The organism is Oscillospiraceae bacterium MB24-C1 (assembly GCA_030913685.1).
Taxonomy (GTDB): domain Bacteria; phylum Bacillota; class Clostridia; order Oscillospirales; family Ruminococcaceae; genus Yanshouia.
Genome location: CP133187.1, coordinates 2,164,827 through 2,179,836, shown reverse-complemented (window position 1 = coordinate 2,179,836; position 15,010 = coordinate 2,164,827). Strand labels below are relative to the sequence as shown.

General features: G+C 36.6%; 15 protein-coding genes and 1 tRNA gene. 13 read left to right on the top strand and 3 right to left on the bottom strand.

Features of this window, described 5'->3' with window-relative positions; genetic code table 11:
- Positions 1-18: 18 nt before the first annotated feature.
- Positions 19-594 carry a hypothetical protein gene (locus RBH76_10435; GenBank protein ID WMJ83139.1) on the bottom strand — a complete coding sequence of 192 codons (576 nt, stop codon included), beginning with the start codon at positions 592-594 and terminating at the stop codon, positions 19-21.
- Positions 595-715: 121 nt separating this feature from the next.
- Between RBH76_10435 and RBH76_10430 the strand changes: the two genes are divergently transcribed.
- The 9 genes from RBH76_10430 (at position 716) to RBH76_10390 (ending at position 10,363) form a co-directional block, all read left to right on the top strand.
- Complete coding sequence (locus RBH76_10430) at positions 716-931, top strand: helix-turn-helix transcriptional regulator (protein WMJ83138.1); 216 nt, start codon at positions 716-718, stop codon at positions 929-931.
- A gap of 32 nt (positions 932-963) precedes the next feature.
- A complete protein-coding gene (locus tag RBH76_10425; protein WMJ83137.1) occupies positions 964-4,149 on the top strand; it encodes an HsdR family type I site-specific deoxyribonuclease in 3,186 nt (1,061 codons plus the stop codon).
- A gap of 14 nt (positions 4,150-4,163) precedes the next feature.
- Positions 4,164-5,786 carry a class I SAM-dependent DNA methyltransferase gene (locus tag RBH76_10420; GenBank protein ID WMJ83136.1) on the top strand — a complete coding sequence of 541 codons (1,623 nt, stop codon included), beginning with the start codon at positions 4,164-4,166 and terminating at the stop codon, positions 5,784-5,786.
- Positions 5,787-5,996: 210 nt separating this feature from the next.
- The gene (locus RBH76_10415; protein ID WMJ83135.1) at positions 5,997-7,253 is read left to right on the top strand and encodes a restriction endonuclease subunit S; all 1,257 of its coding nucleotides are present in this window, start codon (positions 5,997-5,999) and stop codon (positions 7,251-7,253) included.
- Entirely contained in the window at positions 7,228-7,833 is a 606-nt protein-coding gene (locus tag RBH76_10410) for an ImmA/IrrE family metallo-endopeptidase (GenBank protein WMJ83134.1), read from the top strand. The genes RBH76_10415 and RBH76_10410 overlap by 26 nt, the downstream gene beginning before the upstream one ends.
- Positions 7,834-7,889: 56 nt before the next feature.
- Entirely contained in the window at positions 7,890-8,867 is a 978-nt protein-coding gene (locus RBH76_10405) for a hypothetical protein (GenBank protein WMJ83133.1), read from the top strand.
- Between the two features lie 10 nt (positions 8,868-8,877).
- Positions 8,878-9,432, top strand: a complete 555-nt coding sequence (locus RBH76_10400) for a hypothetical protein (GenBank protein ID WMJ83132.1) — start codon at positions 8,878-8,880, stop codon at positions 9,430-9,432.
- Positions 9,433-9,501: 69 nt separating this feature from the next.
- Positions 9,502-9,825, top strand: a complete 324-nt coding sequence (locus RBH76_10395; protein ID WMJ83131.1) for a hypothetical protein — start codon at positions 9,502-9,504, stop codon at positions 9,823-9,825.
- Positions 9,812-10,363, top strand: coding sequence for a hypothetical protein (locus tag RBH76_10390; GenBank protein ID WMJ83130.1), 552 nt, complete (start codon positions 9,812-9,814; stop codon positions 10,361-10,363). The genes RBH76_10395 and RBH76_10390 overlap by 14 nt, the downstream gene beginning before the upstream one ends.
- 38 nt (positions 10,364-10,401) lie before the next feature.
- Here the strand turns inward: RBH76_10390 and RBH76_10385 are convergent, their stop codons facing one another.
- The gene (locus RBH76_10385; GenBank protein WMJ83129.1) at positions 10,402-11,496 is read right to left on the bottom strand and encodes a DUF6076 domain-containing protein; all 1,095 of its coding nucleotides are present in this window, start codon (positions 11,494-11,496) and stop codon (positions 10,402-10,404) included.
- Positions 11,497-11,750: 254 nt separating this feature from the next.
- On the opposite strand from RBH76_10385, the gene RBH76_10380 reads away from it, so the two are divergent.
- From RBH76_10380 to RBH76_10365, 4 genes are all read left to right on the top strand, one after another.
- The gene (locus tag RBH76_10380; GenBank protein WMJ83128.1) at positions 11,751-12,851 is read left to right on the top strand and encodes an AAA family ATPase; all 1,101 of its coding nucleotides are present in this window, start codon (positions 11,751-11,753) and stop codon (positions 12,849-12,851) included.
- Positions 12,852-13,070: 219 nt separating this feature from the next.
- A complete protein-coding gene (mobC, locus tag RBH76_10375; protein WMJ83127.1) occupies positions 13,071-13,400 on the top strand; it encodes a plasmid mobilization relaxosome protein MobC in 330 nt (109 codons plus the stop codon).
- Positions 13,387-14,406, top strand: a complete 1,020-nt coding sequence (locus tag RBH76_10370; protein ID WMJ83126.1) for a relaxase/mobilization nuclease domain-containing protein — start codon at positions 13,387-13,389, stop codon at positions 14,404-14,406. The genes mobC and RBH76_10370 overlap by 14 nt, the downstream gene beginning before the upstream one ends.
- Positions 14,407-14,420: 14 nt before the next feature.
- Entirely contained in the window at positions 14,421-14,666 is a 246-nt protein-coding gene (locus RBH76_10365; GenBank protein WMJ83125.1) for a hypothetical protein, read from the top strand.
- Positions 14,667-14,795: 129 nt separating this feature from the next.
- On the opposite strand, the gene RBH76_10360 is transcribed toward RBH76_10365, so the two are convergent.
- A tRNA-Leu gene (locus tag RBH76_10360) sits at positions 14,796-14,878 on the bottom strand.
- Positions 14,879-15,010: the final 132 nt, after the last annotated feature.

Here is a 15,010-nt window from a genome sequence, read left to right as displayed (position 1 = left end):
AATATGGATTGCAAGATTTTATAGGATAAAGTCTTCGTAATCTTGTGACTTTCTTTCTAAAAGAACTTCAATATCCTCATCTGAAAAGCCATACTCTTTAAAAAGCTTTCTATAATATTCAATATATTTTTCAAAAGTCATATTAGCAGCTGAACTACTTTTTCTGACTTTTAACATTAACTCCTTGCGTTCTTTATCATTAAGCTTAATGCCTTCTAAATTTTCTAATCTGTTTAGTACAATGCTCGTCCATCTCTCCTCAATTGTTTTTCCTTGTTTAGGAAAAATGCTATGGACTATAAAAGTTTTCCCTTCAACAACCATTTCTCTTGTGTAAAAATTCTCGCCTTTTTCGATATGTTCAAGAGCAGCTCTTTGAACATCTGTCTTTGGCTTTACAGGTTTTGAAAGGCTGGTAGTCGTTGTTATGATTGGCTTTGCAGGGTCCATAGGTATAATCCATTTGTCTCCTAACTTTGCTGCACTGGTGATTAAACCATTCTCACATAGTTTGATTATATTTGTTTGATGCATCTTCCACTTTTCAGAAGCCTCAAAAACTGTCATATATTCTATTGGTTTATTATTTTCCACACAATCACCGCCAAAAAACAATCTATAATTCAAATTATATCAAAATACAATTTGAAAAACAATATAGCTTATGTTATAATTTATCGTGTAAAGGTATATTTTGTCTAAAAGTTGGTGTGATATGAAACTACACGAATTGATAAAAGCAATAAGGTTAGAAATGGAATTATCACAGCAACAACTTGCAAAAGAGCTGCTCGTGAGCTTTGCTGCGGTTAATCGCTGGGAAAATCAGCACACAAAGCCAAACAAAATTGCTCGGAATGCTCTTATACAGTTGGCTAAGAAGTGCACTGTAAGCGATGAACTAATAAAAGCATTTGAGGATGCAAAGTAAAAATATATTTGTGGAAATGGAGATACTTATCGATGGCTAACACAAGTAATTATAATAAATTTAATGAAGCTACTCGTGTCCAAATGCCGGCTTTAATTCATTTAGATAGATTAGGTTATGATTATTTTGGCAAAATCTCCGAGGACATGGCAGAAACTATTTATGATGCTGATACTAATATTTTAATACAAGTATTCAAGGAAAAGTTTTGCGAACTAAACCCTGGGCACGAGGGAGAATTTGAGCAAATGCTCAAAACTATTCGTCAAGAATTAGATAACGATGATTTAGGACGAAGCTTTTATAAAAGACTAACAAGCGTATCCCCTGTCAAATTGATTGATTTTGAAAATCCTGAAAGCAATACATATCATTGTACAGGTGAATTTACATGCAAACGAGATCAAGACGAATTTCGTCCTGACATCACATTGTTTGTAAATGGTTTACCACTTGTATTTGTTGAAGTCAAAAAGCCAAACAACCATGGCGGAATGGTTGCTGAAAGCGAGCGAATGAATAAACAGCGTTTCCCAAATAAAAAATTCCGCAGATTTATAAACATTACACAATTGATGATATTTTCAAATAATATGGAGTATGATGCCCAAGGTGGCATTGTACCAATTCAAGGCGCATTCTATTGCACAGCTGGACGAGAACAGGTTGCTTTCAACTGTTTTAGAGAAGAAAATCCTGCCAACTTGCCATTGGCACCATTTACAAAAGACTATCCATATAAAGAAATTAATCTGGAAACTGAAAAAAGAGTGTTGACAGATTTTAACTGCCAAGTAATACATCATTCTCCTGAGTACCAGACCAATTTAAATATTAACACACCAACAAATAGAATATTGACTTCTATGTGCTCCCCTGAGCGATTGTTGTTCCTGATTAAGTATGGAATTGCTTATGTGAAGATGGAACGAGAAGTTGATGGAGTAATTGAATCAACCGATCAAAAACATATTATGCGTTATCAGCAAATGTTTGCCGCACTGGCTGTACGTCAAAAGCTAAGTGAAGGCATTAAATCGGGTGTGATTTGGCATACACAGGGCAGTGGAAAAACTGCACTTTCTTATCATCTGAACTATGTTTTATCTGACTATTTTGCTAATCAAAACAAGGTGGCAAAATTTTATTTTATTGTTGACAGACTTGATTTATTAGAACAGGCATCACAGGAATTTGAAGCAAGAGGTCTGGAAGTAAAAACAGCAAACAGCCGTGATGAACTTATGGCTCAATTCCGAAACACTCAAGCACAGGAAGGTAATAGTGGAAAGCAAGAAGTAACGGTTGTTAATATTCAGCGCTTCGCTGAGGATAAAGAAAAAGTTGATTTGCCTGCTTATGCTACAAATCTTCAAAGAGTTTTTATCATTGATGAGGCACACCGTGGATATAAACCGGAAGGTAGTTTCCTTGCAAATTTATTTGATGCCGACAAAGATTCCATTAAAATTGCTTTGACAGGCACACCGTTATTAAGTGATGAAAGAGCTTCTTGGAAAGTGTTTGGTAAATATCTACATACCTATTACTATGACAAATCAATTCAAGATGGATACACATTAAAAATTATTAGAGAAGATATCGAGACTTCTTATCATGAAAAACTGTCAACCATTTATGAAAAACTTGAAGAGTTGGTAGAGAAAAAAGATATTAAAAAGAGTCAAATTATTGAACATGAAAGCTATGTAAAAGAATTGCTACGCTTTATCATAAATGACTTAAAGCGTTTTAGACAAATACAAGGCGATAACACATTGGGCGGTATGGTCATCTGTGAAACAAGTGAACAGGCTCGTAAATTATACGCTTACTTTGATGAAATTCAAGGTGAGCTTAATTGTTCTGCATCTCTAAAAAGTAATTTTAAGGTTGGCTTGATTTTGCATGATAGTGAAGATAAGGAAACCCGTAAACAGATTGTGAAAGACTTCAAAAAGAATATGACTATTGATATTTTGATTGTCTTTAATATGTTGCTTACAGGGTTTGATGCCCCACGCTTAAAAAGGTTGTACTTCGGTCGTAAATTAAAGGATCATAACTTACTACAAGCTCTAACCCGTGTTAATAGACCATATAAGAAAAACAGATATGGCTATATCATTGACTTTGCCGATATTAAGCAAAACTTTGAACAAACCAATGAAGCATATTTGCGAGAACTTAACCGTTTTAATGACCCGAATGAAACCGGTGAAGGCAATGAAACAGATACATTCAAACAAATAATCGAGGATAAAGATGCTCTGATTGCTCAAATGCAGGAAGTGCGACAAGTGTTATTCAATTATTCTACCGACAATGTTGAAGAATTTAGCTCTGAAATTTCGACAATTGAGGACAAAGTTGAATTGCTAAAGCTTAAAAAAGTATTGATTGAGGCAAGAGATTGTTGCAATATTGTGCGTACTTTCGGTGATGATGAATTGAAAGCAGCTTTTGCTCATCTGGAGATTACAAAGTTACCTGCAATGATTTCAGAGGTGCAGCACCATATTGATAATATTAACCAAAAGGAAGCCTTTTCGGAAGATGACTCCACCCGACAACTGGTGAATGAAGCTATGCAAGACATTACTTTCAACTTCAACAAGATTGGTGAAGAAGAAATGAAACTAATCTCCGGAGGCGTGGAATTACAAGAAAAGTGGCAAAAGACCATTCGTACATTTACTGATAATATAGATCCTGACGACCCTGAATTCATCACTCTGCGAGAAGCTTTTATGCAGCGGTTTAAAGAACACGGTTTCGTCGTTGATAGCATCGCTCATTTTAATGAACATTCCAAAGCATTGGACGATGTACTTAAAAAATTGGCTGAACTGCAAAAACGCAATAATGCACTCCTGAAAAAGTATAATGGAGATGCAAAATTTGCCCGTGTTCATAAACGTATCTGTGAAGAAAACGAGCAGCGTAAAATAGCTAAGAGAAAGCCGATAGTTTCTATTTATGATGAATCTATTATGAGTGTGCTTTTTACTATTAAAGGCGATATTGACCAAAAAGTTTACGATAGAAACGACATTCTTAAAAAAGATGCGTATTTTGAACAAACTGTTATGTCTCAAATCAAAGATGGCATGAATAAATTAGGCTTTGAAAATGAGCGTGAGGATAGAGTGTTTATTCAAAGTCGTATTGCAAAGCAGTATTTAAATCAATATAACGCAACATATCCTGTTGCTTAAATTTAGGAGAAACCATGAATATAAAAGAAAAAACAATAGCACTGATAGATGCGTTAAAATCCACCTGTCAAACCTATGGTATGGGCAATGACGGTAACGAATATAAAATTATCACACAGGTGTTTCTGTATAAGTTTATTAACGACAAATTCGGACACGCTGTGAAGAAAATCAGTCCTAAGCTTGCAAATGCAGAAAAGTGGGAAATTGTATATGCCAATATGACCGAGGATGAACGCCTTGATATTTTAGACGAGCTTTCCCCGGATATTCCAAAGCTATACCCTCAACACCTAATTTCAAATTTGTGGAACCAACAGGCTAAAGGCGATTTTGACTTAATTTTTGATAGCACCATGACAGATATCGCTGATATCAATATGGCTATATTTGCAACACAAACCACATTAAACACAAAAATTGCACTTTTTGAAAAACTGACACCTTATGTAACAGACGATGCTCAAAGGGCATCATTTGCTCGTGCATTGGTGGACAAGCTTGTAAATTTTTCTTTTGAAGAAGCGTTTAACCAACATTACGATTTTTTTGCTTCTGTTTTTGAGTATTTAATTAAGGACTATAATACCGCAGGTGGTGGTAAGTATGCTGAATACTACACTCCACATTCTATTGCAACAATAATGGCTCGCCTTTTGGTGGGTGATAGCAAAGATTTGCACAATATTGAGTGCTACGACCCATCAGCAGGCACAGGCACATTACTAATGGCACTTAGCCACCAAATTGGTGAGGACAAATGCACCATTTTTGCACAAGACATATCCCAGCGAAGCAATAAAATGCTGAAGCTAAATCTTATTTTAAACGGCTTGGTTACCTCCCTTGATCATGCAGTGCAAGGCGATACTTTAGCAGAGCCATACCACAAAAGTGATGATAAGAAATCGCTTAGACAATTTGATTATGTGGTATCTAACCCACCTTTTAAAATGGATTTTTCCGATACAAGAGAAAAACTGGACAAAATGCCTGCTCGTTTTTGGGCGGGTGTTCCGAAAGTTCCGGCAAAGAAAAAGGAAAGCATGGCGATTTACACCTGCTTTATTCAGCATGTTATCAACTCACTAAAAGCAAATGGTAAAGGTGCCATCGTAATTCCCACAGGCTTCGTTACTGCAAAAAGTGGAATAGAAAATAAAGTTTTAAAGCACATCGTAGACGAGCATATCGTCTATGGTGTAATCAGTATGCCCTCAAATGTTTTTGCAACCACGGGTACCAATGTTTCGGTGCTGTTTTTTGACAATTCCAAAACAACAGAAAAGGTTGTTTTAATTGATGCATCCAAAATGGGCGAAGATTACCAAGATGGAAACAATAAAAAATGTCGACTTCGTCACGAAGAAATTGATTTGATTGTAGATACTTTTCTAAACAAAAAGGCTGTCGAAGATTTTTCAGTGGCTGTAACTTATGATGAAATTATTGCTAAGAAATATTCTCTTTCAGCAGGACAGTATTTTGATGTGGAAATTGATTATGTAGATATAACACCCGAAGAATTCAATGCAAAAATGACAGATTACACAAGCAAACTAACAAAATATTTTGCTGAAGGGGAAAAACTGCAGGCTGAAATATTAGAGCAGTTAAAGAAGGTGAAGTATGAGTAATTTTCCGAAAGATTTGTGTTTTCCACTGCGAACACCTTTAACTGATAAAGATAATGAAAATCGAACTTATGGATGTAGGCACTCGAACCCTGATATATGTGGATATTGTTATTTGGATTCAGTATGTGCTTTCTGTACTTCTGATAATATATGCAGCCATCCTTCCGCTAAATGGAAAAAGACATACAAAGAATTGTTGGAGGCGGCGAAATGAGATACTGTAAATTATTTGAATTATGTACGGATGTAATCGATTGTCCTCATACAACGCCTGAATGGAAAGATAGAGGTATTAGAGTTGTTCGTAACTTCAACTTAAAAAACGGAAATATAGATTTTAGCGATGGATACTATGTTGATGAAAAAACATACAAAGAAAGAACAAAAAGAGCTATTCCAGAAGAAAATGATATAATAATTTCAAGAGAAGCTCCTATGGGTGTAGTAGGGATTGTTCCTAAAGGTTTAAAGTGCTGTTTGGGTCAACGGTTGGTACTATTAAAAGTTGATAAAAAAAAATGCAATCCCCATTATTTACTTTTTATACTTTCCTCAAATTTCGTTCAGACACAATTTAAGAGGGCGGATGCAACTGGCTCAATAGTAAGCAATCTGTGTATTCCCGACTTAAAAGATATAATTATTCCTATTATAGACGATAATCAAGATCAAATTGCACGATTGCTTAGAAATATAAACAATAAAATGCTGAGCAACAAAAAAATCAACGAAACATTGCAACAACAGGCACACGACATTTATATGCATTTGTTTTTCAGAAAGGCTACTAATGGGAAAATCGCTGATGTAATAATAGAAAATGGAAAGTCAACCATTCAAGTCGGTGAAGCAAAATCTACTAATGGTGATTACCCATTTTTTACAAGTGGCGAAGCTATCCTCGAATGGAAAAAGCCACTTATTAATGGAAGAAACTGCTTCTTAAATACTGGTGGAAATGCTGATGTAAAATTCTATGTTGGAGATGCAGCATACTCCACTGATACATGGTGCATAAGTGCAAAGAATAAGTTGTCTGATTATCTGTACCTTTTGTTAAATTCAATAAAGGTTGAGCTGAATCAAAAGTTTTTTCAAGGCACAGGTCTAAAGCATTTACAAAAAGAATTGTTGAAAGACCGACCTATCTATATACCAAATACAGAGGAAATTAAATCATTTAATAAAATAATTTGCCCAATGTTTAATATGATTTCAGAAAAAACAAGGGAAAACCAAGAACTCACAAGCCTCCGTGACTGGCTTTTGCCAATGCTTATGAACGGACAGGCTACCGTTGTAGAGGAACAAAAACCGGTTCTCCATGTTTGTGAGAATGGCACAAAGAATGAGCAAGACCACCGTTTTGCATTGTGGCTGCAAAACCAAGGACTTGCCGCTCGTGGCGATATTGATAGGCAAACGCTGCGAGAAATCTTTGATGCCATGGATGACGATGACAAATAGTGAAATAGAGGCTGTTGCAAATACAGTTCTTGTTAAATATCTGAAGAAAGGAAACAGCCACAAAATCCTCTCGGATATTATGCAGGCAGAACACATAAAGTTTCGAAAAATTAACTCCGCTAATCATAATTTTGTCGGAGCGCTTACCAAGGGAAACAGTGGACAATTTTATATTATGGTGAATGGTACGATTGATAATGTGGGTAGGAAAAACTTCACCATAGCCCACGAGCTTGGGCACTATTTTCTATCTCATCATCTAACAACCAACGCTTTTTATTGCTGTGAAGATGAGATTATGGAAGAACATCAAACCTCTAACAGCATTGAAGCCGAAGCAAACTATTTTGCAAGCTGTTTTCTGATGCCAGAAGATAAGGTAAAGCCTGCTTTTCTAAGAATGCTCCAAAACTCTCGAAGAGCCAAAATAAAGGACTATCTGCATGTCAAAAACGATTATACCTTTAGCATTTGGTGCGGTATCCGTGGGGATTTGATGAAACGCTATGGAGTTTCTGAAGCAGCACTGCGATACCGCTTAAAACAACTGAAGTTGGCGAGATTTGAGTTTACTAAATAACAAGTGCAAATTTAAGTTTATTAACTTCATTTTTAGAGCAATAGAAAGGAGAGCATATGGCAAATCTAAGTCTAACTGCGTGCAGTTTTCTTTTGAAAAAGCGAAATTCAAGAGGCAATTATCTTTTTTTCGAAGATAAAGTCATTGAAGACAACGACGAGCAATATAATGAATACAGCGTAGCTGATACTTTTATAAAATTTTTTAAATCTCATTCTGAGGCAATTGATGACAGTAATAAAAAAAGAACCTTTCATTGCGAGTTCCAAGATTCTTACTCTGGTGAAACCGAGGAATATTCGTTTGTATACTGCATCATAAAATCTGGAACCTATGGTAGCTCAGCTGATATTATTGATAATCACAGCAGAAAAGTTGTACATAAAAGGACTGAGAATCAAACTGAAGAACGTCCATTTTATCTTTACGTTATTATCCCCAAGGACAGCATGGACGGTAAAGTAAAAGTGCAAAAAGGTATGCTGTTTTTTCAAAATGTCGGTCAATACGGAGTTAAGACCGTTACTACTGACTATATAAAAGAGCATTTCGCAGAAAATTATCATATAACTTTTGAATGTAAAACTATTGCTACAAAGCTATTTGTTGAACGTATGATCAAGCAAGAAAACGTTAAGCAAATCATTATGATTAAAAATCACAAATCGGGTGATGGATCTGATAATTTTGCAAAAGGTTATGGTGCAGAAACCAAGATTATAGGTAATTTAACATTTGACGAAACTAAATGGAGCAGAATAAAATCGAAGATCGACTTCTTTACGCAGGGCAAATTTAATTTGTTTGAGTTTGATGGATTGGATTATGATCAGCTAAAGCTCCGAGTAAAAATCAACAACAATGAAAGAACCATTAACATGGGAAATCTCGAAAACCTTAGCTTAATTGAAATGATTCCAGATGATATTCAAATGCCGGACGGTCACCCAAACAAAGAAAAATTATTAGGGCATTTTGAAAAAGTTGCAGACGATTATTTAAGTGAGATGGTGTTACAAGTAGATAAAAGTTGAGGTGATAGAAATGACGATAGACAAAATTATTAAATTCATATTGTCCCCATGCTTTCTGCTCACTTTATCAGGAATAATACTGCTCTTTAACTTTGCAAGAAAAAACAATAACTTCTTCGACGTCCGAAAAATTTTTAGCGATCAATTAGAAATTTTTAAAGATGCCAAAGGACAAATTTTTGTGTTTTATGGAGTTCCGATACTCTTGGCTTTTGGGGTAGCTAACTATAGACTAATTGACAAGGATATTGTCGGAAATATAGTTATTGTGCTATCTATTATTATTTCAATGCTATTTGCAATGTTGAGCGTGCTGACTGGTTTCAACAAAGATGACAAGCACTATAAACAAGTGTTAAAGGAAACATTTAACACTGTTATATTCGAATCCGTGCTTTGTATAGCTGCTCTGATGGCATCTTTTTCTGTTCTTTTTATTGGAAACATTGAAACAGCTTGGGTGAAATATTGTATCAGCTTTACAATATATTATTTGATTTTTGCAATACTTCTTAATATTTTTATTGTTATCAAAAGGATAAAAAGTTTATTTGATAATAAATAAAACCAACATTCCAGTAGCTATTCTCCTCTTTCTGTGGTATCCTTTGTGCTTACAAAGGAGGACGAGAATATGCCACAAAGATTAGATGACCTATACCACAGCTTTTATAAGCCAATCGAGCAAATAGAACTTAAATCTTCCATAGATGAAAACCACAAAATACTAATTGACCACCTACCAAAGGAAGATAGAAAAATCATTCTGCGAATTATTGATGCCTTAGAAATGATTTGCAACTACCAAAGCAAAGACAGTTTCATTCAAGGCTTTAAATTAGGCTTTGAGTTAACAAATGAATTACAAAATTACGATTCCCACAGTGCTGAGATAGACTCTCAAAACTGTGGGAATTCTTTTATGGTACAGGAGGTGCAGAAAGATGAAGAAAACTAAAATAGCATTGACAGCAACTACACTTGCAATTCTTTCTCTGATGATAACAGCTTATCACACAGAACTGACAAGCTCGCCAACTTCACCTCAAAATTGCCCTGTGTCTGAGGTCGTAGAAGCAAGTAAGATTTACACACAACCCATTGAAACAAAGCCACTTGCGGGCGAAGAAATGACAAAAATCAGCACCCAAATCGAGAAAATTGTTGAACCACCAACCAAAGAAAGCTCCACAACACAGCCGACAGAAAAAGAAATATCGGGCATTCCCCCGATATCCGACACCAGAACGGCTACAAAGCCCCCTACACTAACACCTAAAGAGCCACCCACTCCCCAAATGGGTGATACTCGTATAATGAACGGTCAAAAGCAAAGCTACTTCTTAGGCTTCGGCTGGGTGGACTATATGGGCGAAAACGAATGTATCTTTGCAGAGGATATGTACGAGAACGGCAACAAAATTGGCATCATGGGCGGTGGCACTATGGTAGGTAGTGATGGTGACATAAATAAGATGGTTGGCATTATGGATTAACCATAGACAAGCAAAAGCTGAGAGAACAAATCGTTCCCTCAGCTTTCGTTGTCATAAAATTTTGCACTGTACTCAAGTGCTTTTGTCATTTCTTCACCATCAAGTTTGCCCACTTTATAGTCAAGTCGCAACTTGGATGCGAGAGCAGACCACTCCCTAAATTCTTTCTCTGAAAGTTTGTTAGTTTCTCGCTCGGAATCCCAAGCATCAATGCGGTAGTACCTTGAATACATACGGTTGTAAATTCGCTGAAACTCTTGCAAAAACTTATCTTCCTCAACAGATTTATTAAATTTCATTTTTGCACCAACCTGTTTACAAGTGCGATTGTTTTTATAAATCCTGTCGCAGTAATCCCGTTTGCGCTTATCTGCAAGCACAAATAGTTTATCGCACAAAGCACACCGCTTCACTAAAATACCTCGCTTAATCATTTCCATAAACTCAAGATAGAGCATTTCCTCTAAACTTTGAATGGCAAAATACTGCCACATACTTACTTCATAATTGCTGTCACGATGAATATTCTGTAAAACCTTTCGAGTATCTACATCTTTTGGGTCATCAAAAGCAATCAGTTTACTTGTATCAAACTTGCCGTAAGAAATTGGTGCAATGCCATACATGGAACGGAGCATATGATGTGTAAAGTTTGGGGTAAGATTGCAAAAAATCATATATCTTTCAGCAAGTGTGTATTCCGTCAGCACTTCTTTATTGAGGCACATTTCTAAAGCATCGCTATAAATCTTTTGTAAATTAGCATAATAGTGAAATAGAAATATAAGATAATCAATCATTTCTACTTTTGTCTTTTGACTTGCATAGAACGTCCTTAAAATTTCGCTGTTTAAAAAGAAGTGAGCATAGCTGTGCTTGTCTTTCAATAAGTCTACAGCGTTCCAAAATATATTTTTAATATCTTCAAAATTCTGCTCAGATACCGTTATGGTACTCGAGCTTTTTATTTTTTCTAAAACTTCTGTAAAATCAAGTTCGCAAAAATCGACAATACCATTTCCAATGTCTCCAATTTGCTCAAAAGTAGTGTGCTGAGTATCGTGCAAGAAGAATACATTCAGTTTGTTTGTGCTGTCGGTAAAAACCTTAGCAAAAGGATAAGTAATCTCCATAATGCCCTCCTTATGTAAAGAATTGATTTTGTTAAAATAAAATTCTTTTAATTCACGATATAAGGATAGCACATTAATTTGTAAAATGAAAGTAGAAGAAAAGCATTGCATCTTGAAAATTGAATGATCGTCTAAAGGTGATACGGTTGCCAAGACCTCGAAAGAGAGAGCGACGAAAACGACGGAGAGAACCTCGGTCAGGAACTGCTTTAGGTAGAACGACAAAACTGAAAATTAAAAAAAGGAGAATGTAAATGAAAAATAAACTTGAAACCATGGATGCAGAAACTTTGATGACCAAACCACTGGAGCAACTGAAATTTATTGTGGAGGGCTTAATTCCGCAAGGACTGCATATTCTCGCAGGTTCACCGAAAATCGGTAAGAGTTGGCTGTCGCTTTGGATTTGCTTACAGGTTGCAAAAGGCGAGAAGGTTTGGGAGTTTGAAACTTGCAAAAGCGAAGTTTTGTATCTTTGCCTTGAAGACAGCTTTGCACGAATTCAAAACAGGCTGTTTGAAATTACAGATGATGCACCGCCAAATTTGCATTTTGCAATTATGAGCGACACTATCGGAAACGGTTTAGAAATTCAGATTGAAAACTTTATCAAGGAACATTCTGATACAGGCTTAATCGTGATTGATACCTTGCAAAAAGTCCGTAGTAATTCTACCGCAAATGTCAATCCCTATGCCGCCGACTATGATGATATCAATGCACTGAAACAAATTGCAGATAAATATAAAATTGCAATTGTTTTGGTTCATCACCTTAGAAAAACAGGTGACAGTGATCCACTCAATATGATTTCGGGAACCAGTGGAATCGCCGGTGGAGCTGATACTAACTTTGTGTTGCAGAAAGAAAAAAGAATTGAGAACCGAGCAGTGCTCATTTGCACAGGACGAGATATTGAACAGCGAGAATTGTTTTTGGAATTTAACAAAGATACTTTTCTTTGGGAACTGCGTGAACCAATTGAAGTGGAGCAGAAAAGAGTTGATGATGTGATTATTCTTCTTTCTGACTTTATTAAATCGGTTAAAAGTTTTACTGGAACAGCAACGGAACTTGTAGAAAGTTTAAAACTGGAATGCAACCCGTCTGTACTGAAAAAGAAAATCATTAAGCACATGAGTTATTTAACTGAAAACAACATTACCTATTCTGAAAACAGAACCTTTGAAAGGCGCGAGTTTTCTCTTAGTTATATTCCCAATGACACGATGACGGATGAAAACTCCCCTCAAAATCTCCCGTCTACGTGTCAGCTCCCGTCAGCACAGAGTAATCTCGCCACCGTTGCCCCCTGTTCGCCCCTTTGTGCCGAGAATGACGATGGGGTGGCATAATGCCCACCCATACAGATATAACGCAAATTTAGCCATTGTTGCGGACAAATTTCTGTTTGCACCAATTTCAGATTAGCACAGGAGCTTTCGGTTACGAATTCCTACCCTTTAGGGTAGGGCGAGCATAGCGTCCGCCTATACGGCGGCCACTGCTCGGCGGGAGACCCGCACCCCTTTAGAACGAAGAAATGACATATCAATGTGAAACGGAGGAATTGAATGAAACAAACAAAAGACAAGAATTACGCATTTAGGATATCTGCAAAAGACTTAGACACTATCAAAAAGAAGTCTAAAAAAGCAAAGTTGACAGTTACCGAATATATTACACAGTCGGCATTAGGCAAAGAAATCATCATTATAGATGGACTTCCCGAGATAGTAAGTCAGCTAAAAAAGATTGGAAACAACCTCAATCAGCTAACAATGCTCAGCCATCAAGGCTTAATTAACACAGTTAAACTTGATGAAACAGAGGAAAGTCTAACCGCAATCTATTGGAAAATTAACGAACTGACAAAGGTGGTGGATGAGCGTGGCGGTGTTTAGTGCGGTCAAAAATAAGAAACAAACCAAGGGTTCAATGGCTGGTGTACTCAATTATATCTCCAACAGCAACAAGGTTTATTACAACGATATATCTCTTCGCACAGGAATTAACTGCAATTATTACAGTGGCTTTGCTGAGATGTGCGTCACCAAACAGCAATATAAAAAAGATGATGGCAGACAGTTTTATCAATTTGTGCAGTCATTTTCAGAAGAAGATAATGTCACACCCTTAGAAGTTCATCAGATTGGTTTGGAGCTTGCACAAAAGCTGTTCCCCGATTTTGAGGTTATGGTTGCAACACATTGCAACACCAAGCATACACACAATCACATCGTGGTGAACTCGGTTAGCTTCAAAACAGGCAAAAAGCTACACCAAAATCACGATGTTTTAATGGAACAACGAATGGTCAATGACCAAATTTGTATGGCTCATGGGCTGATGGTTTTAGAGCCTTACCATAAATTGAAACGAGGACAAGCCATTAAGCAACGAGAATATCGTGCAGCACAAAGAAACCAAAGTTGGAAATTGCAACTTATTTCCGCTATAGAAGATGCCCTTTTATACTCCACCGATAGAGAAAGCTTCATTCACAATATGGAGTACGAGGGCTACGAAGTCAACTGGAGCGATACGAGAAAATACGTTACCTATACTACTCCCGAGGGTTACAAGTGCCGAGATAACAAGCTTCACGATGATACTTACCTCAAAGAAAATTTAGAAAAGCTGTTTATTTTCAGACAAGAAACAGGATTCAAACCACTTACCTATGAGCCACCGGAGGGTTGGCTTGGTGAAATGCAAGCACACTATGGACTTGCGAAAGATGTAATTTCACTGGGCAAAAACCTTGAAAGCGTTGGTAATACCCTACCTCCATTTACTCCAAATACTTGGACGGACAGAAAGCAAAAACAACGTGAAAATCTTAAAAAGCTTGCGGCAGGTCACAAAATTCAAAGTGAGCAAGAACAAGATTTTGAAATGACAATGTAAAGGAGATTGAAGATATGAAAACAATACACGACCAACTTAGAGAGTTATTAGCTGTTATACAAGATTTAGACGATAAAGGAATTGAGGTATCTATTCTATGCCTTCCACCCGAGGTAAAGGAAATACCTGATTCAGTAACAGAGTCTTTAGCTGAATCTTACCTTGCAAGTGCCTTAGATTTTTACAAGGACGATAAGAATATGAAAGCCTATGAGCAGTGGAAAAAGAAGCAAGAGGAACAGAAAAAAGCAATCGCATAAAATAGCAAAAGCCGATGGAACTTACAAATTCCATCGGCTTAAATCTTATACATATTGCAAATCTTTGAGTAAAATACAAAACCCGAACCCATCTCCTATTTGGAAGATATGGTTCGGATTATGTGAGTTTGGTGCGGGCGACAGGACTTGAACCTGCACGGATTCCCACTAGAGCCTAAATCTAGCGCGTCTGCCAATTCCGCCACGCCCGCATCTATAAAACAGCCCCCATACTCCCGCCTATTTAAAACGAAACTAAATGGACTGTCACATAAAATGTATTATACCATAACCACGCTACAAACGGAAGAGGTAAAAAAACTTTTACTCCATGTTTTTTAATG

Coding starts and splice junctions, on each gene's coding strand:
- RBH76_10430 (WMJ83138.1), top strand. CDS start 716: ATGAAACTACACGAATTGATAAAAGCAATAAGGTTAGAAATGGAATTA.
- RBH76_10425 (WMJ83137.1), top strand. CDS start 964: ATGGCTAACACAAGTAATTATAATAAATTTAATGAAGCTACTCGTGTC.
- RBH76_10420 (WMJ83136.1), top strand. CDS start 4,164: ATGAATATAAAAGAAAAAACAATAGCACTGATAGATGCGTTAAAATCC.
- RBH76_10415 (WMJ83135.1), top strand. CDS start 5,997: ATGAGATACTGTAAATTATTTGAATTATGTACGGATGTAATCGATTGT.
- RBH76_10410 (WMJ83134.1), top strand. CDS start 7,228: ATGCCATGGATGACGATGACAAATAGTGAAATAGAGGCTGTTGCAAAT.
- RBH76_10405 (WMJ83133.1), top strand. CDS start 7,890: ATGGCAAATCTAAGTCTAACTGCGTGCAGTTTTCTTTTGAAAAAGCGA.
- RBH76_10400 (WMJ83132.1), top strand. CDS start 8,878: ATGACGATAGACAAAATTATTAAATTCATATTGTCCCCATGCTTTCTG.
- RBH76_10395 (WMJ83131.1), top strand. CDS start 9,502: ATGCCACAAAGATTAGATGACCTATACCACAGCTTTTATAAGCCAATC.
- RBH76_10390 (WMJ83130.1), top strand. CDS start 9,812: ATGAAGAAAACTAAAATAGCATTGACAGCAACTACACTTGCAATTCTT.
- RBH76_10385 (WMJ83129.1), bottom strand. CDS start 11,496: ATGGAGATTACTTATCCTTTTGCTAAGGTTTTTACCGACAGCACAAAC.
- RBH76_10380 (WMJ83128.1), top strand. CDS start 11,751: ATGAAAAATAAACTTGAAACCATGGATGCAGAAACTTTGATGACCAAA.
- mobC (WMJ83127.1), top strand. CDS start 13,071: ATGAAACAAACAAAAGACAAGAATTACGCATTTAGGATATCTGCAAAA.
- RBH76_10365 (WMJ83125.1), top strand. CDS start 14,421: ATGAAAACAATACACGACCAACTTAGAGAGTTATTAGCTGTTATACAA.